This is a genomic window from Bacteroidota bacterium (genome assembly GCA_016713925.1).
Classification (GTDB): domain Bacteria; phylum Bacteroidota; class Bacteroidia; order AKYH767-A; family OLB10; genus JAJTFW01.
In genome coordinates, this window is the sequence record JADJOH010000007.1 from 362,555 (window position 1) to 386,513 (window position 23,959).

The following is a 23,959-nucleotide window of genomic DNA, read 5'->3' on the forward strand; positions in this document are numbered from 1 at the left end:
ATCGTAAGAGAAGTTTACCCCTATTTTAACTTAATGTTAAATACCAAGAGGAAACTTCAAAAAAAGGGGTTTTTTATGCTCAAAAATGGACTTAATGTTACTGAATTGTTAGAATTGCCAAATTCTTCAGGATATTTGCATTGAAAAATATAGAGTAGCCTTAATTATTGGATAACAATTTAGTAATATGTATACCTGACTTTTGAACTCGTAAAATAGGTTATGACAAACGTGGCAGTGAAAATACTTCTTGTAGATGATGAACCGGATATTCTGGAGTTCATTGAATACAATCTCAAGAAAGAAGGGTACGATGTTTATTTGGCAAAGAACGGGAAAGAAGCAATTGATATAGCAAAGAAAGAGCGTCCACAATTAATTATTCTCGATATCATGATGCCGGTAATGGATGGTATCGAAGCGTGTAGACATATTCGGGAGATTCCTGAGCTGAAAGATACCCTGGTTACTTTCCTTACAGCCCGAAACGAGGAGTATTCTCAAATTGCAGGGTTTGACGTGGGGGCCGATGATTACATCTCTAAACCAATCAAGCCAAGGATTTTAACCAGTCGTATCAAAGCCCTTCTTCGTAGGGTAAACGGTTCACAAGCTCCACAGGCGCCAAGTATTCAGATTGGTGATTTAAGGATTGACAGAGAAAGTTACCTGGTTTTTAAGTCAGATAGCCCGCTTTCATTTCCCCGTAAAGAATTTGAACTTCTTGCATTATTGACCTCTAAACCCGGAAAGGTATTTACACGGGAGGATATTCTTTCAAGAGTATGGGGGAACGATATCGTGGTCGGGGATCGGACTATCGATGTGCATATCCGAAAAATCAGGGAGAAGCTGGGGGATGAAACCATCAAGACCATTAAAGGGATCGGTTATAAATTTGATATTTGAAAGGGCTTGAAAACAGGCTTTTTATGCCCTGTCTAAGATTTATCTATAGATACAATTTTAATTCGCCGTGATCAGGTTAGATTGCCTTCCGACTTCACCATTTGATTTTAGGTTAAACTGCTATAGAAAGATCTATAGGACAAAGGAAATTGGATTTGCATTTAGGGAAATTCTTTGATTGATGGATAATATGGATTCTTAATTTTTTAATGTGTTCAGCTAAATAAACCTTAAATTAGTCGACCCAAAAAATGAAGCAGGTGAATGCTACTCAGGTTGCTCTTATTGCCTCACTCATTCTGGCCATTGTACTGACCTTGGCGGAGTGGCTGATGTTTCTTCTGTTAGGTGTAGAAGTGGAATGGTATGTGCATCTTATTATTTTCATATTGGTTTTTTGTTGCAATGGGTTAACTTTCAGATTTCTTTATGGTAAATATATTTTTGAAAATCTTCAGAAAATTTACAAGCATATACTGCGCCTAAAGAATCCCAGAGAGGTTATTCGTCCCTATACAGAGAACAGAAGGGATATTACCAGTGAAATAAATCGCATTCTTGTTGACTGGAGAAATGAGTCGAGAGAGGAGATAGATCACTTAAAACAGGTAGAGACCTATCGTCGAGAATTTTTAAGTAATGTTTCTCATGAATTAAAGACACCGATATTTTCTGTTCAGGGATATATCCATACGCTTATTGATGGGGGTATAGAAGATCAGAACGTGAATATCCATTATCTCAGCCGGGCGAGTAAGAGCATTGACCGGCTGATTAGTATTGTTGATGATCTGGAATCCATTTCAAAATTAGAGGCCGGTGAATTGATAGTGGAGAAAAGAACCTTTGATCTGAATGAGTTGGTGCGAGATGTGGAGGATTCGTTGGAGCTTCAGGCGAAGGAGAAGGACATTAAACTGGAAGTGAACTATCCTGCCGATAAAGCAGTTTACGTTTTTGCCGATAAGGATCTGTTGCGACAGGTTATTGTGAATCTCATGGTGAATTCGATAAAGTATGGAACACGAGGGGGACAAACGCTGACCAGTTTCACAGATGCAGGAGAGAAGGTTATTGTTGACGTTCAGGATAGTGGTATTGGTATTGAGAAACATCATTTGCCACGCCTCTTTGAAAGGTTTTATCGTGTGGATAAAAGCCGTTCCCGTGATGAAGGTGGAACAGGCCTGGGTTTAGCTATTGTTAAGCATATTCTTGAAGCGCATGGGAGACCATCCAGGTTGATAGTACCCCGGGGAAAGGAACAACGTTCACTTTTTCATTGACGAAGAGTAAGTAGCCTTTTCTTAGTAGATTTTTTGATTTCTAGGAGGTTGGATTTTACATCGTAAACCCTATTATAATATAGGTTTCTTCAAAGGTTTTTATGTGATTTATTCTAAACTCTATCTTTGCACTCATTATGGAAAAAGTGAAAAGGAAATTGAATAGTACTGTTCATTCAAAGAAAGCGAAGATTAAATCGTTTGATCAGAATGGCCCCGCGATGGTGAATTCGAATATTTTTGGATTACCATTTAATTCAGAAGAGTCGGAAATCGTATTGATACCTGTTCCCTGGGAGGCAACAGTAAGTTATGGTGGAGGAACTGCAAAAGGTCCGGAGCATATTTTAGAGGCCTCTGCACAAGTGGATCTCTTTCATCCTGAATTTCCGGAGTTGTGGAAGGCAGGAATATCCATGGAGCCTGTTCCCGGAAAATTATATAAGATATCAAAGAAATGTAAGAAACTTGCGGCAAAGGTGATAGATGCGCAGTCCGGGGTATTGTCCATCAGGGAAGAAAAGGGAATTGATTCCTTATTGGAGGAAGTGAATGCGGGGTCTCTGATGATGATAAATGATGTTTATGCACGTACATCAGCATGGCTGAGCAAAGGAAAATTAGTAGGACTGGTAGGAGGAGATCACAGTACCCCACTTGGATTTTTTCGCGCACTAGCCGACAAGTATGCTTCATTCGGAATTTTGCAGATCGATGCGCATATGGATTTACGAAAGTCCTATGAAGGCTTTACTTATTCGCATGCCTCAATCATGTATAATGCTCTTCAGTTGAAACAGATTTCTAAATTAGTACAAATTGGAATTCGTGATTTCTGTCAGGAAGAACAGGAGTATGCAACACGGAATTCTAAAAGAGTAAGAGTTTTTACCTATGCCCGATTGCAAGAGGAGCAATACTCGGGTAAGTCGTGGAAAAAGCAATGTGATGAAATTATTGCAGCCCTCCCAACTCATGTTCATGTCAGTTTTGATATTGATGGTCTTGATCCTAAGCTTTGCCCAAATACAGGCACCCCTGTTCCCGGGGGATTCGCTTTTCATGAAGTCACCTACTTACTATCTGCCCTCGCAAATTCCGGCAAAAAAATAATCAGTTTCGATCTCAATGAAGTTTCACCGGGTGAGGATGACTGGAACGGGAATGTTGCTGCACGAATGCTGTTTCATTTATGCGGTGTGTTGGCGAAATCGAATGGGAGCATTTAAACTGAACTTTACGTTGATGGTGTGGTGTGTAATGACAGGTCGCGACCTGTCACTACACACCACACCACCGCGACCTGTCCCTATAACCTCACACAAACGATGTGGTAAAGACAGGTCGCGACCTGTCCCTACTATGCAATAACCTTTTCTGCAACATTTCTAAAAACAAAGTTTTTATTTTTATCCAGATCAATCTCAATAGAACTGTCTTTTGAAATCGAACCTGCGAGAATTTGTTTGCTCAACTCGTTCAAGACACGTTTTTGTAAAACTCTTTTCATTGGTCTTGCTCCGAATTGCGGGTCGTAACCCAGTTGCGATAGCCAGTCTATAGCTTCAGCCGTAATGCTGAGATGAATGTCATTTCCTGCAAGCATTTTTGCTATGGCATTGAATTGCAACTGTACAATCTCATGTATTTCATCTCTGGTGAGCGGATTGAACATGATGACTTCATCGATCCTGTTTAAAAACTCAGGACGAATGGTTTTCTTCAACATGTCAAATACTTCCAGTCGTGTCTTTGCAAGTACAGCTTCCTTGTTTTTATCGGTCATCTTTTCCATATTCTCCTGAATAAGGTGTGCGCCGATATTGGAAGTCATGATGACAATAGTGTTTTTGAAGTTGGCGGTTCTTCCTTTGTTGTCCGTCAGTCGACCATCATCAAGTACCTGTAGGAGGATGTTGAAGACATCAGGATGGGCTTTCTCGATTTCATCAAATAGAACTACTGAATAAGGTCTACGGCGAACGGATTCGGTGAGTTGTCCGCCCTCATCGTAACCCACATATCCGGGAGGCGCTCCAATGAGTCGGCTTACGCTATGTCTCTCCTGATATTCACTCATATCAATACGGGTCATGGCATTTTCATCGTTGAAGAGAAAGTCGGCAAGTGCTTTGGCCAATTCCGTTTTGCCAACACCTGTAGTCCCGAGGAAAATGAATGATCCTATCGGACGTTTCATGTCCTGTAATCCTGCTCTGCTTCTGCGTACAGCATCCGATAAGGCAGCAATGGCATCCTCTTGTCCGATGACACGTTTATGGAGTTCTTCTTCGAGGTGAAGAAGTTTTTCCCGTTCGCTTTGCAGCATTCTTTTTACCGGAACACCTGTCCAACGACTTACCACTTCAGCAATATCTTCACTGTCCACATCTTCCTTAATCATCGCTTTGTTCTTCTGTGCATCCAGTAATTTCGACTGACTTTGCACAAGCAGTTCCTCTGCATTTTTGATTTTTCCGTAACGTATTTCCGCTACTTTTCCATAATCACCGGCACGCTCGGCTTGCTCCGCTTCAATTTTCAATTGCTCAATACTTTCTCGGGTTTGAGTAATTGTATTAATAATTTCTTTTTCAGATTCCCATCTGGCTTTGATGGTATTTCTTTCTTCGTTAAGGTTGGCAAGTGTTTCACCGAGTTCAGCCAGTTTTTTTACATCGCCCTCGCGTTTGATAGCTGCCCGCTCAATTTCCAATTGCATAATCCTGCGTTGAATTTCGTCCAGTTCTTCCGGAACACTATCCATTTCCAGTCTGAGTTTTGCAGCGGCTTCATCCATCAGGTCTATGGCTTTGTCCGGGAGAAAGCGATCGGAAATATAGCGATCACTTAATTCAACAGCAGCAATAATGGCTTCGTCCTTAATTCTGACTTTATGATGGGTTTCATAGCGTTCTTTTAATCCGCGAAGAATAGAGATCGCATCCTGCACATCGGGCTCCTCGACCATCACTTTTTGAAAGCGTCGTTCAAGGGCTTTATCTTTTTCTATGTACTTCTGATATTCGTTTAATGTGGTAGCCCCGATGGATCTTAATTCACCACGTGCCAAAGCAGGTTTTAAAATATTGGCAGCATCCATGGCTCCTTCTCCGCCACCTGCTCCAACCAAGGTATGTATTTCATCAATGAATAAAATGATTTCGCCTTCTGCACCTGTGACTTCTTTGATGACTGCTTTTAAACGCTCTTCAAACTCTCCTTTATATTTCGCACCGGCTACCAGCGATCCCATATCCAACGAGTAGATGACTTTACTTTTTAAATTCTCAGGTACATCACCGTTAATAATGCGATGTGCTAATCCTTCCGCGATGGCAGTTTTACCCACTCCGGGTTCACCAATTAAAACGGGGTTATTCTTTGTTCTTCTTGATAAAATTTGCAGAACTCTTCTGATTTCTTCATCACGTCCAATAACCGGATCCAGTTTCCCTTCTCTGGCGAGTTGATTCAGATTGCGTGCATATTTCCCGAGCGCATTGTAGGTTTCTTCAGCACCTGCAGACGTAACTCTCGCACCCTTCCGCAGATCTTTGATGGCTATCCTTAAATCTGCCTCATTCACGCCCGATTGTTTGAGTAAACGGGCCACATTTTCTTTTCCGGCAAGGATTCCCAACAGCAAATGCTCCAGTGAAACAAATTCATCCTTGAATTCCTTGATTAAAGAAGTAGCTTTTTGCAGAGCCGACTGTGCATCTGTACCGAGATAGGGTGTGCCTCCACTGACTTTTGGATAGGCATTGATTATGGCTTCCAGTTCTTTTTGAAGAGGAGGGAGAGTGACGTTTAATTTTTTTAGTAAAAAAGGGATCACATGCTCATCATTCTGAAGCATTGCTTTAAGCAAATGCCCCGGTTCAATGGATTGTTGTCCTGCTGCCGTAGCATAATTTTGTGCTTCCTGAAGTACTTCCTGTGACTTAATGGTAAATTGGTTGAAGTTCATCGTATTTTTTTTCAAGGCAGCAGCAAACAATGACCCAATTCAAAATTCGTCGTTATTTCCTGTAATTATGACAGTTTTAGAGGAGATGGGCTGACACTTATTCTTGTTGACCATTTTTATGTGTCATTTCGTCAGAAAAGTTATTTTTGCAGTCAGATGAGGAAATGTGCAATTGACTTTGTTCTTAGAAACAATTTTTTTTCAGACTTCAGAAAGATTTATCTCTTCACGGGCATGAATCATTCATTCAAATTTAAAGTTGTAATGTCTCTCTTTTTGTTTTTATGTGGGGAGGGTACAGCGCAACATGCCTATTGGATTGTGCCGGATAGTTCAGAGAATTTGCCTGCTCTTCTGAGCGAGATGAAAGGTGCCGGTATTGATATCCGTTATCATTCCCGGTGGTTGAACGCATTTAGCGTTAACTTAAGCAAGCCTCAGCTGAAAGATATTCACGAATTGAATTACCGCTTTACTGTAACACCTGTACTCAAACTTAAATCAAGCATTGTCCATGACGATGGAAAGTTGCTTTATTCGAAGGCACTTTCACAAATGCAGGCGGAAGCCTTTACAAAGAGAGGGGTCTCGGGTTTGGGTGTGAAGATTGGTGTTACTGATGCAGGATACTTATATCTTGATGATACCATTAAGATGGCCGATTTAGCTCATCTTTGGAAGGGAAAACAAATTGTTGCGACCAGGGACTTCGTGAAATCCATTGATACGATTTCCTATGACGAAACATTTTATACCGGCAGGAAAAAGCCACTGAAGGAACGAACAAATTGGTTTCGTAAAGCCATCCGCGATTTTAAGCTCATCTATCACTACCATGGCACTGAAGTTTTGCGAATGATAACCGGTTATGATCCCACTCCGGATTATCATCGCGGACTGGCAACAGATGCTTTGTTTTACCTTGCAAGAACAGAAGATGGAAGAAGAGAATTTAAAGAGGAGGAGGATTATTACATAGCTGCACTGGAATGGATGGAAAAGCAAGGTGTCCGACTCGTGAATACTTCCCTGGGGTATGGCAGAGGTCGGAGATTGAAGGGTTCAAATTATAAACCAACGGATATGAATGGCTCCAGTATGATTGCAAAAGCGGTGGCCATTGCCTGTAGGGAAAAGAACATGCTGGTAGTTGTTGCAGCCGGGAATGATGGAGACAAGCGAAGATGGAAGGTCATCAATACACCTGCGGATGCAGAAGCAGCTCTGACAGTAGGAGCAGTATTAAATAGATTTGAAAAGGCCGATTATAGCGGAATAGGACCTGAATTTAACACTTATCTAAAGCCGGAGGTGGCTGCATTTTCATTACAGGGAACATCTTTATCCGCCCCTGCAGTTTGCGGTTTTGCAGCTTGTTTGCTGGAGATGAATCCGGATTTGACTTCGGCAGCATTAAAAAATATCATCATTCGTTCGTCGCATTTGTTCCCTTATGGAAATAATTATATTGGTTATGGTGTGCCTTTGGCGAGCCGGGCTTTGAAGTTAATGGAAGATTCGGGTTTTCAATTTAATCATGCGAAAGAAATGCATATGAATGGAAATGAATTTTTATTTGAAAATGAGACGAAGAAAATTCCTTATGTTTCCGTGTTTCATAAAAAGGATGCCACGAACGTCATTCAAAATGAGGTCATATTTGCGAATAATAATACCGGTGAGATTCGAATTCTTCGTCCTGAAAAATGCAAGAGAACCACTGTACAGGCCGGATATGATATTCTGGAAATATTTTGGGAAGAGAATTAATGAACTTGTCTTTCAGGACAAATACATTTTTGAAAACCATGCTTATAAACTAGAAAGTCACTGTAATGGTGCCTTTTTGTTCAAGTGGCATGGTGGTGCCTCCATCAAACTTAGCGCTTTCAGCGGCCTGCTTCGCCTTGGTAAGTAAATACTGACTGGTAGTTGTGGTGCCCTCAACGCCAGGATCAGCCTTGACTACATCACCGTATTTATTGATGGTTATCCCAACAACAACAATTCCACGCTCCATGGTCAGATTGTCTACTTTAGGCTGTTTCGTAAGTTTCCGTCCCGGCATGATGAAGGAAACGCCTTTTTGACCTGTAGAGGCCTGGCTGGAGGCGGTACCCGGCTCTCCTTCGAAATCAATCGATTTTATTTGTCCCAGTTGAAAAGTAACCGTACTTCCTTTATGAAAGAAGGTAACTGTGTTGTTTTCAATACGCTGAAGTTCACCATTTAAGCGTTCGCCATTTTTGGTGATGATGATATGCTGAGAAAAAGTTGCGATAGGGGCAATAAACAGCAGTAGTGTAATAAAATGTTTTTTCACGTGGATCGTTATTTTAAGGGTAACGGTTCAAATCTAAGGCTTATTGTTATGCATAGTAAAGCGCTTATGAGAACTAAATAACAGTGATTTGTTAATTCTTACTTTTGCACCTGCAAATGAAACTACTCTTAGGATATTTACGTGAATATTGGAAACTCATACTGCTGGCATTGTTGCTGGCCACCATTAATCAGGTTTTTTCATTACTTGATCCCTATATTTTTAAGCATGTAATCGACGATTATGTCACTCAGTTTGAAAAACTAAGCCGGGATGAATTTATAAGAGGGGTGGGCTGGTTGTTGCTGGCAGCTGTGGGTGTCGCATTTGTAAGTAGAGTTGCAAAGAATTTTCAGGATTATTATGTCAATGTGATTACCCAACGGGTTGGAGCTAAAATTTACGCAGATGGGATTCGCCATAGTTTGGAGTTGCCTTATGAAGTGTTCGAAGATCAGCGTAGCGGTGAGACATTAGGGCGTCTGCAGAAGGTGAGAGCTGATGTGGAGAAGTTGATCAGTGCTTTTATTAATATCCTGTTCACTTCTTTAGTTGCAATCGTATTCGTTTCCATTTATGCGGTGACAGTGCATTGGCTGATTGCGCCGGTTTACTTTGGAGTGATCCCTATTCTTGGAATAATCAGTTCTGTGTTGAGCAGAAAAGTAAAACGGCTACAGAAGGTCATTGTAGCCGAAACCACTGCGCTGGCAGGTTCCACCACAGAGTCCTTGCGGAATATTGAGCTGGTAAAAAGCCTGGGGCTTGCGCAGCAGGAAATAGGAAGGCTAAATTCCAATACCGATAAAATTTTGAAACTGGAATTGAAGAAAGTGAAGTATATCCGCAGTTTGAGTTTTATTCAGGGAACATTGGTCAATTTGTTAAGAACAGCTATTATGTTTATGATGCTTTATCTGATATTTACCCGTCAGATTTCAATCGGTCAGTTCTTTACGATGTTTATTTATTCGTTCTTCATTTTTGGTCCTTTACAAGAATTAGGAAATATTATCAATATTTATCGGGAAGCAGAAGTCTCTTTGCAAAATTTTCAAGCCATCCTTGATATTAAACCGGAAGCCCGTCCCTCTAATCCCGTAAAGCTCGGGAGCATTCAGTCGTTTCAATTGAAAGATGTTTCATTCAAGCATCAGACGGCTACACAATATGCCGTCAATAACATCTCCTTCGAAGTAAAAGCCGGTGAGACCATAGCATTTGTTGGTCCTAGCGGCTCCGGAAAAACGACATTGGTGAAGATGCTTGTAGGTCTTTATAAACCCCAGCAAGGTAAAATTTTGTACAATGATTTCAGTGCAGAAGAGGTAAGCCTCGATGAATTGCGTTCACAGATTGGTTTGGTGACACAGGATACCCAATTATTTTCCGGAAGTATCAGGGAGAATCTTCAGTTCGTGGCTCCCGGCGCAAGTGATGAGGAATGTTTGGATGTGTTGAATAAGGCTTCTTTAAAATCTTTATTAGGTCGTGCAAGTCATGGGTTGGATACGGTCATTGGCGAAGGAGGAGTGAAAGTTTCCGGAGGTGAAAAACAACGATTGTCTATTGCCAGAGCGCTGTTGCGAAAGCCCTCTTTGTTGGTATTTGATGAAGCCACTTCTGCACTAGACTCCTTGACTGAAGAAGAAATTGCAGAAACAATCAGGAGTATTTCATCTCATAGAAATCACATTACCATATTAATTGCTCATCGCCTATCCACCGTGATGCATGCCGATGTGATTTATGTACTGGAGAAAGGCAAGATTATTGAATCCGGACAGCATTTTGAACTTTTGGATTCTAAAGGTTTGTATTATGCGATGTGGCGCCAGCAGATTGGAGAGCAAAAGGAGATGAGCGTTTCTCAGTAATTCTAAGGAGTTGAAATGAAATTTAATTATGCTGATTTTATTGCTTCGTTGTCTGCCCGGATAAATACTTCGCTTCCCGGAATGGATGCACATGTGAAGATGGCACCAATGCACCGGAAGTCGGTGAGGGATTATCTTTCAGAAGTACATACGTATAGAACAGCAGCCGTATTAGCATTACTTTTTCCTGATAATAAAACAGGCTCTCCACGGATTGTTTTAATGGAAAGAGCCGGAGGGGGAGATGTACATGCTCACCAGATTAGTTTTCCCGGTGGAAAGCAGGAGCCCGATGAAGAGTTGGCAGATACCGCGCTCCGTGAGTCTTTCGAAGAATTGGGTATAGCTTCTCAGGAGGTAAATCTGATCGGACTATTGACTTCTCTTTATATTCCTCCCAGCGGATTTTTGGTGCACCCGTTCATTGGCTTTCTACATCAGGATCCTGTGTTTACTATTAATCCTGCAGAAGTCAAAAGAGTAATAACTCCCTCGCTGGAACAATTGTGCAATGGAGAAAATTTGCGTTCAGGAAGCTTCAGGAGTTCACAGGGAATAGTAGTAAAAGCACCTTGCTACGAGTTGGAAGATGTAGTGATATGGGGTGCAACAGCGATGATGATTTCTGAAATTGTGGAAGTAGTGAATTCCTTAAAGTGATCCAATTTAAAATAGAAGGGGGGACCCATTTTCAAGTCCCCCCGTTCAGGTTAGATATATTTGTTTAGATTAGTTCCAGTCTTTTAATGTACCCAGCAAACCTGATTGTACATTTAGCACTTCATTGGTTGTATTGCTTGTAATAAATGAAACCACATACCATTTACTTGAGCGGCTGTGTTTTTGAGGAAGATCAATCCTGTAGGAGCGAACATCAGAACCACCCGGCACCTGTGACATTGGATTGATATCATCACCACTGGAATTGCTGACTACCATACGCACCACATTATTATGTGTATAGTTGATAATAGGGTTTCCAAGATTGTAAAACGGACTTCCAACTGTAGTGTTGTAACTATTCGCCTGATAAAACGCGGTGTTGGCATTGGTTACAAAATCTTCAACCAGATAGGTGGTTACCTTGTAGGAGCCGTTTAAAACACTTGTAAAGCCACAATGTACATCAATTTGAGCTGCACGTCCATTGATGACTGAGTTAATGGCTAAACCACTTACTGCAGGTTTAAGCAATGAGCCATTGACCGCATTAGTATATAAATTAGGCGACAAGCAAGTTCCACCTGCATAATTTAGCCTGCTGATAAGTGCACAAGGAATTGTTGTTTGATTGGTAGAGTACGAATTCAGCAGACGATTTGATTGTACGTTGGCCATAAAATCATTCGTGTGCATACCCACAGCATATACTTTGCCGGGGTTGGCGCGAAGCAGATTGGAAATATCCAATGCGGACTGAGGGGCGGTTCCTGAAGTCGTACTTGTGATTTCCTCGATGAGTACTTTCTTTTGGAAGGTCGCCGGCACTGGACTTACATTAACTGTTGTTGGAGCTTTTGATCCGCTTTGAGATTCAGGAACTGATGGGTCTTCTTTTTGGCATGCTGTAAACAGGAATCCTGAAGCAGCAGCATAAACAAGTAGTTTTTTCATATTGTAGTTGGTTCGAATTTTATTAACACAATATTAGGGCGTGTTGAAAATCGTAGTGGATGATTTAGCTAAAAATCTTACAAACAGAAAATGAAACGGATATAAATTTTGTTATAAATTAAAAAAGGATCTCCCGGAGAGAGACCCTTTTTCGAATTTGTTTTTATTAGTATTTGGATTTAATCCTTTCGCACGCCGGTGATTTTTTAAAACCGGTTAAACTTGATTTTTCTCACAGTATTTAATCCCAAAGTTGAGTGTTGCCTGCTTTAACTTTCTGCACATTTAGAATTTCAAAGTTGGTTGGAGTAGTCCCTGTTTTAGTAATGAAGGCTACTACATATAAATCATTCAATTTATATCCATTGATAGATGTAGTGTATGTTTTTATTTCCTTGCCACCTGAGACCAATGCCGAACTGCTGATGTTATCCCCTAAAGGTGCCGTTAGTACTTTTCGTAATACATTGTTATGGGAGAAGCCTGCAATTGGATCTCCTTGTCCCTGGTAGGGGTGACCATTCGTTGCATTGTAGGCATTTCTCTGATCATACATCGCACCGCTTCCACTGATATTGTTTTCCAGAAGATACGTGCTCACGGTATAGTCGCCGCTCATGTTTTGATTGAAGCCACAATGCGTATTTATGGTAAGCATACTTCCATTCACACTTGTTTCAATGGCTAAACCACACTTTGCAGTTTTTGTTTTGGCTACATCAAAGTTCGATTGCCATTGTGTACGATTCAATATGGCCAGGTTCAAAGAGGAGGTTCTGTTGATCCTAGCCGCTGGAAAGGTCATTGGATTTCCATTGCTGAAGGCATTTGATAGCGAGGTGTACTGTGCTATTTCCATAGCGTCGCTAAACTGTACATTTACCGGAATGGCTTTGGTTGAATTTGCAGCCAGGATACTTTCCATTTTAACAAAGCCATCGGGACATTGGGGTTGTCCCGCGCCGGTGAAGCATTCCAACAATACCTTTTGTGTGAAAGTAGCGGGTACTGTACTCAAGCCACCCGTATTCGTACCTCCTGTGCCGGTAGTTGCTGAGGGTTCATCTTTTTGACATCCTATAGCCAGGAATATGGTCAGGAATAATAAGTGATATGTTTTCATTTTCTGCTTTGCAAGTTAAATGTAGTTTTAGCCCGGGTGAGTAATTTATTGGCAATTACATTACATTGTACGTTTTCCCCGGCTGATGCGTTTCTGTTTAATCAGAGCTGTAAGAAATTTTATTTTGTTTATTGTTTTGAAAAGAATTGTTGGAAAAATACGGGAATTCAAACATTTTTCGATGTGATTTGTTAGTTTTATGGAAAATGTAAGATGTAAGAAATTAGACGATGTCAACAGAAAAGCGATTTATTATCAGGGTATACGGACTAATTCTTAGTTCCGGAAATGAAGTTCTTATCGCCGAGGAGTATCACTACGATACTTTTATGCGTAAATTTCCCGGAGGAGGTTTGGAGTTTGGTGAAGGCCCGATTGATTGTTTAAAGCGGGAGTTGATGGAGGAATTGCAAATAGAGGCTACTGATTTCCGGCATTTGCATACTACTGATTTTTTCGCACAATCCGCTTTTAATCCTGATTTGCAAGTGCTCGGAATTTATTACTTAGTGTCCGCACCTCTTGACATAGAAGGGATGTTTCGTGAAAATTATATATTGCCGGCTGAGAATGGGGTGGAGCGCTTTCGCTGGGTGAATTTGGAGGATTTAAACCCCGGAGAAATTACATTTGCGACGGATCAACAAGCCTACGAAAAATTAGCAGCCCTCAGAAAGAAGAAGGACTAGGAGTTTTTTAAAAATCGAATCTGCATAAATCCTTTTTTCTCGAATTTGGAAATAGTTTCACTTGCCGAAAGCTTTGTTTTGAAACCGGAGAGCACAAGATGATAAATTCTTGAACTGTTTACACCCATACCAACAATATATACTTTTTCCACATCCTCATGAAGATAAAGTTCGTTCGCCACATAGAGCATGTGCACAATGTCCTTACTACGCCACAAGGAAAGGCTGATTCCTGACAATTCTTCAGGGTTTCCCAGGCAATCCAACACATCCTCACAACTAAAAATACTATCAATTTCCCTGGTTTTGCTTAGTATTTCCATGATCTCAAGTTTGACCGATGTAAGACCATGCTGATAACTTCCAATTCTTCTGGCAGCAGCTTCTGATAAATCTATTATTCTGCTCTTTACAAATGGCCCGCGGTCATTAATTCTAACTGTGATGGATAGATTGTTCTTCGAATTCGTAACCCGGACAAAAGTGTTAAAAGGTAATGTGCGATGAGCAGCGGTGAAGTCAGCGTTCCTAAAAATTTCTCCATTGGCCGTTTTCCTGCCTTCAAATTCTTTTCCGTAGTAAGATGCTTTTCCTTTATTTACTTTTAAAATAGAGGGTGTTCCTGCACTGAAAAAGAGGATGCAGATAATGAATGGAACAATGAAAATATAAACAAGTCTTTTCATCATATCCTGTAAAAATAATAAAATTTGACAAAAGAGGAGTGGAACTGCAAGCAATGTCGCGTAAAATTCATGATGTTAATTTAAAGCTCATAATCCCTTTGGATTAGGAATTTATAGGGATTTATTACAACAGGGATGTGTAAAGGATTGCCTTTACAGCAAGAATTATTTAAATGACTTTATTTTAAGCTAACCTGTGACAAATAATACTTTCAATACGCTCAAACAATTGATTTGGACTAAATAGTCGCCATTTCATATCATCTAATTCACCACCAAAAGCCAAATAATAGTCAATGGAGTATTTATTGAATTCATGACGCACATGATCTCTGAAATTCAACGCAACAACCCATCCGTCTTCAATATCTTCAAACCATTCCTGGTAATAGCAATCGTCGGAGGCATGAAAATTCAAGACATTTTCTCCAATCAAAATAAATTTACTGATACCCTCATTGATTAAATGATCTGCGATATCTCTTTTCAAAACCATAATGTCATTGTTGATGGCATCGTTCCATTCTCCAATAAACTCGATCACTGCGAAGCCGGTATCGTAGTCAACGAATAACAATTTCATGTACAGTGTACTGGACCCAAAATCATCCCATTGCGGATGGATATAATAGTTGTAAATGGTATTAGAATATTCAAACTCACTATACTCCCGACCATAAAATGGAGATAGTTCATCCTCTGCAGATATATACAGATGACGCCAGGAATAATAGGGTTCTAAATCTTGCATCGCTTAATCCTGTAAAGTTAGTAACATGATACGTCGAAGAAAAGTTTTTGTTTAAAAATATAGTTACTTTTTAAAGGTGTCAATGGCTTTTCGTACACTTCCCATTTCCTGAAGCAATTTATTGGCATCCTCTGCGTTGAGTCCTGTTGCTTCCATCACCATTTTTGCACCTCTGTCAATGAGTTTATTGTTGCTCAGTTGCATATCTACCATTCTGTTTCCAATTACTTTTCCTAAACGAATCATTAAAGTGGTAGAGATCATATTCAGGACTAACTTTTGTGAGGTCCCGGCTTTCATTCTTGTACTTCCGGTAACAAATTCAGGTCCACTGATAACTTCTATAGGAAAATCTGCAGTTGCAGATAAAGGACTGCCGGGATTACAGGAAATAGCACCGGTTAGAATATTATTTTGCTTGCATTTTTCTAAAGTACCAATTACGTAGGGCGTTGAACCGGATGCGGCAATGCCAATGACGCTATCGTTTTCATTGGGTAAAAATTCACTTAAATCGTTCCAGCCTTGCTGTTTGTCATCTTCTGCAAATTCAACAGCTTTCCTGATAGCAGTATCTCCACCGGCAATGATTCCAATAACAACACCATGAGGAATTCCAAAAGTAGGCGGACATTCAGAAGCATCAACAATGCCTAAGCGTCCACTCGTTCCGGCTCCGATATAAAATACACGCCCTCCTTTTTGCATGCGGGGAAGGATAGCGTTGATCAGCGCCTCGATGGAAGGTATGGCTTTCTCTACTGCGTCCGCAACTGTTTTATCTTCATTATTTATTCCGGATAGTATTTCCGCCACAGACATTTTCTCAAGATGATTATATCTTGAAGAAGATTCAGTAATACGCTGGAATGTCATTTCGGTAATGCGCTAAGGTTAGTAGATGGATGGATAGTCGGTGGGATTTGCTGTATTCATCATCTCATATACCACATCATATACGTCTTCGGCGGATGGTTTAGAATAATAGTCTCCATCAGATCCATAAGCAGGTCTGTGCTCTTTAGCGGTTAAGGTGCGCGGTTCTATTTCCAGATGCCTGAACCCTCCTTGTATCTCCAACACCTGTTGCATCATGAATGCTGTCGCACCTCCCGGAACATCTTCGTCAAAAAACAATATTTTATTTGTTTTGGAAAGAGATTTCACGATTTCGTGTTCAAGATCGAACGGCAATAAACTTCTTACATCAATCAATTCAACACTGATTCCTGCCTGATTTAAATCCAGAATTGCTTCTTGCGCAATCCGCACACAGGATCCGTAGGTGACCAGAGTAACATCTGTTCCCTCCTGAAGCACTTCCACTTTTCCTATCGGAAGGCGGAACTCACCAATATTATCGGGCATTTTTTCCTTGATACGATAAGCGTTCAATGGCTCGATGACCAGTGCGGGTTCATCACTTTCAAGTAATGTATTATAAAATCCTGCCGCTTCCGTCATGTTTCGCGGGACGAGTACATGGATACCACGTAATGCACCAAGTATAAACTGCATGGGCGAACCGGAATGCCAGATACCCTCTAATCGATGTCCTCTTGTGGTTATAATGAGTGGAGCTTTTTGTCCGCCCTTTGTACGGTAATGCAGGCAGGCGAGATCATCGGTGAGAACCTGAATCGCGTATGCGAGATAATCAAGGTATTGAATCTCAGCTACCGGACGCAAGCCGCGCAATGCAAGTCCAATACCCTGACCGATAATAGTGGCTTCACGAATTCCGGTGTCGAATACCCGGTCTTCTCCGTATTTAGACTGCAATCCGGCATATGTTTGATTTACGCCACCGATATTTCCAACATCTTCTCCAAAAATTAATAATTCCGGTCTTTTTTCAAGAAGGGCATCCCAGTTGGCCTGAAGAATTTCTCTGCCATCCATGAGTGGAGCGTTGTCCGCATAAGTGACGGGTTGCAATGGAATATTTTTAACACTCCATTTACTTTGGCTGTATTGATGGGAATCGAACCGATCACTATTCAATGTAGTGTAGTTTCTAAGCCATTGTAGCAGACGATTTCTTTCATTGCTATTTTCGTCTTTTACATAGCGAAGAACTTTTTTTACAACTATCGTAATGTCCTTTCTTTCAGGTTCAGTTAATTCCTTAAGTTTTCCGGAAAGTAGTTCGATAAATACTTTATTCGGACTTTTAGAAGCAACAGCTTCAAGAAGTGATAATGCTTCGCGAACTTCCTGTCGGATACTGTTGTTGTGATTGTCCCAGGCTTCTTTTCTTGCTTGTTGTGCAGATTGTTTAGCACTTTTTTCTATCGCGTCAAGTTCGTCTTCTGATGTGATGGCACTTTCCAGAATCCACTCTTTAAACTTTCGGATACAATCAAACTCATCTTCCCAGGCAAGACGTTCCTTGCTTTTATAGCGTTCATGAGAGCCACTGGTAGAATGTCCTTGCGGTTGAGTAACTTCCTGAATATGGAAGAGGACCGGCACATGTTCTTCGCGGCAAATTTTAATTCCCTTTTCGTAGGTTTCAATCAATCCCGGATAATCCCAGGCTTTGGCACTTAATATAACATATCCGTTACTGTCTTCCGTTCTTTCAAAACCTTTTAATACTTCTGAAATATTTTGTTTGGTAGTTTGGAATAATGCCGGAACAGAAATGCCATAGCCGTCATCCCATACGCTGATGGCCATGGGTACCTGCAACACTCCGGCAGCATTGATCGTTTCAAAAAATAAACCTTCTGACGTAGAGGCATCACCGATAGTACCAAAAGCGACTTCGTTTCCATTCGAAGTAAAGCCTTTCATTTTTTGCGAAAGAGTGGAATTGCCTTTATATAATTTCGAAGCCAGTGCTAATCCAAGCAGTCGTGGCATTTGCCCGGCAGTAGGTGATATGTCAGCAGATGAGTTTTTGCTTTCTATCTGATTTTTCCAGCTGCCATCGCTATTCAATAATCTGGTGGCAAAATGTCCGTTCATACATCGCCCGGCAGAAGAGGGATCAGCAATGGGGTCGGGGTGAGCATACAATTGAGCAAAAAATTCACGTATTGTCAAAAGATTACTTGCAAACATGAACGTCTGATCTCTGTAGTATCCGGATCTGAAATCTCCGTTTTTGAAAACTTTGGCCATCGCAATTTGCGCAAGTTCCTTGCCATCTCCAAAAATTCCGAATTTCGCTTTGCCTGTAAGCACCTCTTTTCTTCCGGTCAGACTGGCTTGCCGGCTTTCGCATACCAAACGATAGTCTTCAAGGATAACCGTTTTGAATTCTTCAAAAGATAATTCCCGTTTAATGGATTCAGGCTGTTGTGGCGTCATAGGAGTAGATTCGATGTCATCTTCATGGAAAAGGTTGTGGCGAAATTACAAAAAAGACCGCTTATTTTCTACTCCGGTTATCGCCTGTTCAACCTGCTTTACCTGCTCATTACCAGTGTATTGCTGAAGCCTTGTGTCTTCTTGTAACAGTACGACGATTAAAATCTTTAGTAGTATAGGCGAATTTATAGAGAGGACTTCACTATTCCTGAGAGGGTATGTTTATCCTTATTTCGATTAGAAAATCTGAATTTGTTTTTAGCTCTTCGATAAGGGTTGATAAACGGATGTAATTTAAATGGAGGTGAATCCATCCGAACTGTTCAATAATTAAATAGTATAATGGGGATCCAATAAAGATGGATTACATTTATTTAAATTAGAATATCGGTAATGGAAAAACCGCAAATGTCACACTGGCGATTCCGTTAGTAGTAAAAAATGCGAGATTTACTCTGCTGATATCATTTGCTTTTACTAAGGTATGTTGATAAATCAGTAATGATGAAAAAATACCCCAGCCTGCAAAATAAATAGCTCCAAAATGACCTTGCAACCCACCTGTAAGTAGAAAAAGAGCAGCAGCCACGTGCAGGTTTCTGGAAATTCTCAACGCATTTGATGGACCAACAATGCGGGGTATGGAATAGAGTTGAAGATTTTTATCGAATTGCTCATCCTGTAACGCATAGATAATATCGAAACCACTTACCCAGCAAAGTACAGCGAAGGAAAATAGAAGAGGAAGTAAAGAGAAAGAACCGGTCACAGCAATCCATGCTCCGATGGGTGCCAGAGATAATCCCAGGCCAAGTACTAAATGACAGAGTGCAGTAAATCTTTTCGTATAGGAATAGCCAAGTACAACGGCCAATGCAACAAATGAAAGTGCAAAACACAAGGGATTGATGAACCAGGTGGTGATCACAAAACCAATGCAGTTAAGAATCGTGAACCGAAGAGCGGAATCAGCGCTGATTATACCTGACGGGATTTCCCGAATTAAGGTTCGTGGATTTTTCGCATCAATATTCCTGTCGGCCCATCGGTTAAAAGCCATGGCTGCCGTGCGTGCAAAGATCATACAAAGCAACACCTTCAATGCGAGAAGGTAGGAGAAGGAACCGGGATTATCTTTTACAGCCAGCGAAAATCCAATCATGGCAAAGGGCAGTGCAAATACCGTGTGAGAGAATTTTACGAGCGAGAGGTAATTTTTAATAGAAGTAATCACGCTCCAAAAGTAAGAAATTGAGGTACTAATCGGTCGTTTTCGCGCTAAGAATTATCAATAGCCATTATTCTTTAATTATTGTACCTGAAAAGCGTTTTCCATTCTTCAGGTCCGTCACAATCATGTAGATGCCGGAAGGGAATCCGGAAAGCGATAAAGTCATTTCTTCAGTTAGTAAAGTAGGCTTATTGTCAAGAATCCGCTCCCCTAATGAATTATAGACTACCACGCCACTGATTTGAATATTATCGTTACTGCGCACTGTTAGTCGATCACCCGTTGGATTGGGGTAGATCAACAGTTGCCTGCTCTCTTTTCATCTACAGATAAAGCGGCACAACCACTCACCATGCTAAATGCATCGAACTTTCCTATTCCCCAGTTATTGTTTGGAAGGTTGCTTCCTGTAAAATTATCCTGTTTGGAACAGAGAAGCACACGGTTGCGGATATCCTGCCAATCTGCAGATGGATTTTTTTGTAGATATAAGGCAATCGCACCTGCTACGACCGGAGCTGCTGAGGAAGTTCCTCCATCACGTATATGCATTCCACCTTGTGCCAGCTTGAACGGTTGATTCGCCAAAAACCAGGCGGCACTGGATAGTTTTAAAGAAGCTAAGGTCACCTCTCCTGTCGAAGTGATATCCGGTTTTATCCGGCCATCGCGTGTCGGTCCACGACTCGAACTCGCTCCCAGCGCCCCCTCTGTGGTGGCGAAGGTTTGAAGATTTCCATTTACATCAATGTAATTATTTCTATTTACATATTGACCCACACATAAAACGATATCACTGCATTGGAAGGAACTGCAAATATTTTGTGCCAAATCAGGCATCTTGTATTTGACGATGGCAGGGTAAGAAGCAGAAGAAGGTAATCCGGAATAAACCATGTCCCAATTCCAGACATCATAGGAGCCCGTCCCCTTAGCCATGAGACGGAAATAGTAAGTGGTGGAATCAGGAATGATGTTGTACACCATACTATACTTGTTGCCAATTAATTGTCCGTAAGTCTGAATAATGGCAATTCTGTTTCCGTTAAAACTCCATAATGTATCACTTCCCAGAACACCAAGTTGAGGAGTGATCGTGGTCCAGGGAAGCTGTGCACGGTTGGTATATGAAGGAGTGATCATATCTGCGCCGATCGTAAATTGTACCCCATTTAAATTGGCAGTGTCCGCCCAGAATTCAATATAAACCGGATTGGGGGAGGTTTGTCGAAACCAGGTAAAGGTGGAATCGTTATTCGGTTGATGTCGGAGGTGGAGTGGAAAGTTACCGGCATTACCTGCTGCAGCTACTACCATTCTGCCATTTTTTGCAGTGATGAGATTGTCGATGGCTTCTGCCTGCAAATCTTTTCCATCATGCGATCCTAAATAGGTGCCTGCACTGATATTGATGACACAAGGTTTGTTCAATGAATCTGCTTTAGAGAAAATATAATGTACGGCATCGGCAATACTGCTCAGCCAGGTTTCATCGTCGATATTGAAGTTAAGCGATACGGCGATAATATCCGCTTTCGGTGCAGCACCTTTAAAAGCAGCAAGTGAATCTCCGTTAGCTGCCGCAATTCCGGTAACATGTGTGCCGTGCGCAGTTTGGTCTACATGGGTTGATGCATTTCCGACGTCAATAGCTGCTTTAGAAAATTCTTGTCCGTAGTTATAAGGCATCGGCGTATTGGAGCCATTCGCGAGCAAATGATCCCATATCCACAACACACGACTTTGCCCTAAACTATCTTTGAAATCGGGATGTGTAAAATCCAGGCCTGTATCAATGATTCCCACAACAACTCCCGAACCATCGTATCCCTGAATCAACGGTGAAACGCCCTGATGCACCAGATCAATGCGATTATTGATCAGCATTTTATCATTTAAGGCCTGCACGTTGACCCGGCCCTCTTCGATACGCACCACTTTAGCGTTGTCGCTTAGCGTCAAGAGGTTTCCTGCAGGAAGAATGGCCGAACATATATTCCCGGAAGTGAATTTTACAACTCCGTTCAATCGCTTTATTTCTTCTTTCAAAGAGATCACATCTCCCTTAATGAGCACGGCGATTGGCTCATTCATTTTCTCTCTTTCAAGAGCTATATTTTGCAGACGATAGCTCAACCGGGTTTGTTGACCAATGGCCAAAGAGGTCATAAGGCTAAGCAGAAGAAGTAGTAGTACACGCATGATTTGATGTTTTGAAATGCTGTTTTTCCTTTTCTCTATCAGTAGAAAGGGGTACATTTGCAGTCCTCCCTTCTTAACAGACAGGAAGGCCATAAAGTTACATTAATCAAGCACTTAGAAATGGCGGACGATCGCAAAATTATTTTTTCAATGGTTGGGGTAAGTAAAGTTTATCCCCCTCAAAAACAAGTACTTAAGAATATCTATCTGAGTTTCTTTTACGGGGCTAAGATTGGAATTCTCGGTTTAAACGGTTCCGGAAAATCAACCTTGCTGCGAATTATCGCGGGTTTGGAAAAATCTTTCCAGGGCGAAGTAGTATTCTCTCCCGGCTACAGAGTGGGATTTCTTTCACAGGAACCGGATCTGGATGAAAATAAAACAGCAAGGGAAATTGTGATGGAAGGCGTGCAGCCAATTGTTGATTTGCTAAAGGAGTACGAAGATGTCAACAATAAATTGGGTGAACCCCTCGATGATGATGCGATGAATAAGCTCATCGAACGTCAGGCGGATTTGATGGATAAAATTGATGCCGCCGGAGCATGGGAACTGGATAATAGAGTGGAAGTGGCCATGGATGCGCTGCGTTGTCCTGAACCGGAAACTCCTGTGAGTATTTTATCAGGTGGAGAACGTCGAAGACTGGCACTTTGTCGTTTATTGTTGCAGGAGCCGGAGATTTTATTGCTGGATGAGCCTACCAACCATCTGGATGCGGAGAGCGTGGAATGGTTGGAGCATCATTTGCAACAATACAAAGGCACCGTAATTGCGGTAACCCACGACCGTTATTTCCTTGATAATGTTGCCGGATGGATTTTAGAGCTGGATCGCGGGGAAGGAATTCCATGGCAGGGAAATTATTCCAGTTGGCTGGAACAAAAAGGGAAACGTTTAGAGCAGGAAGAAAAGACAGAGAGCAAGCGTCGTAAAACCCTGGAGCGGGAGTTGGAGTGGGTGAGGATGTCTCCTAAGGCCAGACATGCCAAGTCCAAAGCACGTTTGCAGGCTTATGATAAAATGGTGAATGAGGAGACAAAAGATAAAGAAGATAAACTGGAGATTTTCATTCCTGCAGGGCCGCGTTTGGGATCGCAGGTGATTGAAGCGGATCATGTGAGTAAAGGTTATGGGGATCGCTTGCTGATTGATGACCTTAGTTTTGCATTGCCCCAGGCGGGTATTGTCGGTATCATCGGACCAAACGGTGTAGGTAAAACGACATTGTTCAGAATGATTATGGGAATAGAAGAGCCTGATAGTGGAACATTCAAAGTAGGTGAAACTGTGGTTGTAGGATACGTTGATCAAAGTCACAAAGATCTCCTTCCGGAGAAGACGGTATTCGAGGTGATTTCAGGCGGATCGGATAGCATCATGATTGGCAATAAGAGTGTAAATGCGAGAAGTTATATTTCTAAATTCAATTTCAACGGAGCGGATCAGGGAAAGAAAGTAGGTGTATTATCGGGTGGAGAACGAAATCGTGTCCATTTGGCGATGACGCTTAAAACAGGTGCCAATGTATTGTTGCTGGATGAACCGACCAATGATATTGACATCAATACCCTCCGGGCATTGGAAGAAGCTCTGGAAAATTTTGCAGGATGCGCGGTTATTATCTCCCATGATCGCTGGTTCCTTGACCGTGTGTGTACACATATTCTCGCCTTTGAAGGTGATTCACAAGTGTACTTCTTTGAAGGTGGTTACACCGACTATGAAGAAGCCAAGAAGAAACGTTTGGGTAATGTGGAACCGAAGCGATTCAGGTATAAGAAGCTGACTACATCGTAATTAAAATTATCCGTTCAAGAAGGAAGGGCTTCGGGCGCAGGAAACTGTTAAACCGGAGCCCTTTTAATATTGGTCTTATGGCTAAAATTTATGGTATTGAAAATGAAGCAACTTAATTCTGTTTTTGTGGGCATTTTATACTCTTAAAAAATTAACTTTGCTTACTCTGTAGCGGTT

19 protein-coding genes are annotated in these 23,959 nt (G+C 41.4%); 8 read left to right on the forward strand and 11 right to left on the reverse strand.

Annotated features, from left to right (window positions below; genetic code table 11):
* The first annotated feature begins 222 nt into the window (after positions 1–222).
* The 3 genes from IPJ86_09540 to IPJ86_09550 all read left to right on the forward strand — a co-directional run bounded on the left by IPJ86_09540 (position 223) and on the right by IPJ86_09550 (position 3,424).
* Complete coding sequence (locus IPJ86_09540) at positions 223–909, forward strand: response regulator transcription factor (protein ID MBK7887519.1); 687 nt, start codon at positions 223–225, stop codon at positions 907–909.
* Between the two features lie 251 nt (positions 910–1,160).
* Positions 1,161–2,195 (forward strand): sensor histidine kinase, encoded by a 1,035-nt coding sequence (locus tag IPJ86_09545; GenBank protein MBK7887520.1) that lies wholly within the window; start codon positions 1,161–1,163, stop codon positions 2,193–2,195.
* A 137-nt stretch (positions 2,196–2,332) separates the two neighbouring features.
* Positions 2,333–3,424: an agmatinase family protein gene (locus tag IPJ86_09550; protein MBK7887521.1), complete on the forward strand. Its 1,092-nt coding sequence runs from the start codon at positions 2,333–2,335 to the stop codon at positions 3,422–3,424.
* 131 nt (positions 3,425–3,555) lie between these two features.
* On the opposite strand, the gene clpB is transcribed toward IPJ86_09550, so the two are convergent.
* The gene (gene clpB / locus IPJ86_09555) at positions 3,556–6,168 is read right to left on the reverse strand and encodes an ATP-dependent chaperone ClpB (GenBank protein ID MBK7887522.1); all 2,613 of its coding nucleotides are present in this window, start codon (positions 6,166–6,168) and stop codon (positions 3,556–3,558) included.
* A gap of 264 nt (positions 6,169–6,432) precedes the next feature.
* Here clpB and IPJ86_09560 point away from each other — a divergent pair, with 264 nt between their 5' ends.
* Positions 6,433–7,938: a S8 family serine peptidase gene (locus IPJ86_09560; GenBank protein ID MBK7887523.1), complete on the forward strand. Its 1,506-nt coding sequence runs from the start codon at positions 6,433–6,435 to the stop codon at positions 7,936–7,938.
* Between the two features lie 49 nt (positions 7,939–7,987).
* Here the strand turns inward: IPJ86_09560 and IPJ86_09565 are convergent, their stop codons facing one another.
* Positions 7,988–8,491, reverse strand: a complete 504-nt coding sequence (locus IPJ86_09565) for a hypothetical protein (protein ID MBK7887524.1) — start codon at positions 8,489–8,491, stop codon at positions 7,988–7,990.
* 116 nt (positions 8,492–8,607) lie between these two features.
* Between IPJ86_09565 and IPJ86_09570 the strand changes: the two genes are divergently transcribed.
* Entirely contained in the window at positions 8,608–10,368 is a 1,761-nt protein-coding gene (locus IPJ86_09570) for an ABC transporter ATP-binding protein (protein MBK7887525.1), read from the forward strand.
* Between the two features lie 15 nt (positions 10,369–10,383).
* Positions 10,384–11,028, forward strand: a complete 645-nt coding sequence (locus tag IPJ86_09575; GenBank protein ID MBK7887526.1) for a CoA pyrophosphatase — start codon at positions 10,384–10,386, stop codon at positions 11,026–11,028.
* Positions 11,029–11,097: 69 nt separating this feature from the next.
* Here the strand turns inward: IPJ86_09575 and IPJ86_09580 are convergent, their stop codons facing one another.
* On the reverse strand, positions 11,098–11,982 hold the full coding sequence (locus IPJ86_09580) for an Omp28-related outer membrane protein (GenBank protein MBK7887527.1): 885 nt from the start codon (positions 11,980–11,982) through the stop codon (positions 11,098–11,100).
* Positions 11,983–12,223: 241 nt separating this feature from the next.
* Positions 12,224–13,105: an Omp28-related outer membrane protein gene (locus IPJ86_09585; GenBank protein ID MBK7887528.1), complete on the reverse strand. Its 882-nt coding sequence runs from the start codon at positions 13,103–13,105 to the stop codon at positions 12,224–12,226.
* A 230-nt stretch (positions 13,106–13,335) separates the two neighbouring features.
* On the opposite strand from IPJ86_09585, the gene IPJ86_09590 reads away from it, so the two are divergent.
* Positions 13,336–13,794: an NUDIX hydrolase gene (locus IPJ86_09590; protein MBK7887529.1), complete on the forward strand. Its 459-nt coding sequence runs from the start codon at positions 13,336–13,338 to the stop codon at positions 13,792–13,794.
* Here IPJ86_09590 and IPJ86_09595 read toward each other — a convergent pair.
* From IPJ86_09595 to IPJ86_09625, 7 genes are all read right to left on the reverse strand, one after another.
* Entirely contained in the window at positions 13,791–14,480 is a 690-nt protein-coding gene (locus IPJ86_09595) for a septal ring lytic transglycosylase RlpA family protein (protein MBK7887530.1), read from the reverse strand. The two genes, IPJ86_09590 and IPJ86_09595, sit on opposite strands and share 4 nt — an antisense overlap.
* A 184-nt stretch (positions 14,481–14,664) precedes the next feature.
* Positions 14,665–15,231 (reverse strand): hypothetical protein, encoded by a 567-nt coding sequence (locus tag IPJ86_09600; protein ID MBK7887531.1) that lies wholly within the window; start codon positions 15,229–15,231, stop codon positions 14,665–14,667.
* Between the two features lie 63 nt (positions 15,232–15,294).
* A complete protein-coding gene (murQ, locus tag IPJ86_09605; GenBank protein ID MBK7887532.1) occupies positions 15,295–16,107 on the reverse strand; it encodes an N-acetylmuramic acid 6-phosphate etherase in 813 nt (270 codons plus the stop codon).
* Positions 16,108–16,125: 18 nt separating this feature from the next.
* Positions 16,126–18,549: a transketolase gene (locus IPJ86_09610; protein MBK7887533.1), complete on the reverse strand. Its 2,424-nt coding sequence runs from the start codon at positions 18,547–18,549 to the stop codon at positions 16,126–16,128.
* 379 nt (positions 18,550–18,928) lie between these two features.
* A complete protein-coding gene (locus IPJ86_09615; protein ID MBK7887534.1) occupies positions 18,929–19,771 on the reverse strand; it encodes a UbiA family prenyltransferase in 843 nt (280 codons plus the stop codon).
* A 76-nt stretch (positions 19,772–19,847) separates the two neighbouring features.
* Positions 19,848–20,045 carry a T9SS type A sorting domain-containing protein gene (locus IPJ86_09620; GenBank protein ID MBK7887535.1) on the reverse strand — a complete coding sequence of 66 codons (198 nt, stop codon included), beginning with the start codon at positions 20,043–20,045 and terminating at the stop codon, positions 19,848–19,850.
* Positions 20,046–20,077: 32 nt separating this feature from the next.
* On the reverse strand, positions 20,078–21,982 hold the full coding sequence (locus tag IPJ86_09625) for a S8 family serine peptidase (GenBank protein MBK7887536.1): 1,905 nt from the start codon (positions 21,980–21,982) through the stop codon (positions 20,078–20,080).
* Positions 21,983–22,102: 120 nt separating this feature from the next.
* Between IPJ86_09625 and ettA the strand changes: the two genes are divergently transcribed.
* Positions 22,103–23,782 (forward strand): energy-dependent translational throttle protein EttA, encoded by a 1,680-nt coding sequence (ettA, locus tag IPJ86_09630; protein MBK7887537.1) that lies wholly within the window; start codon positions 22,103–22,105, stop codon positions 23,780–23,782.
* Positions 23,783–23,959: the final 177 nt, after the last annotated feature.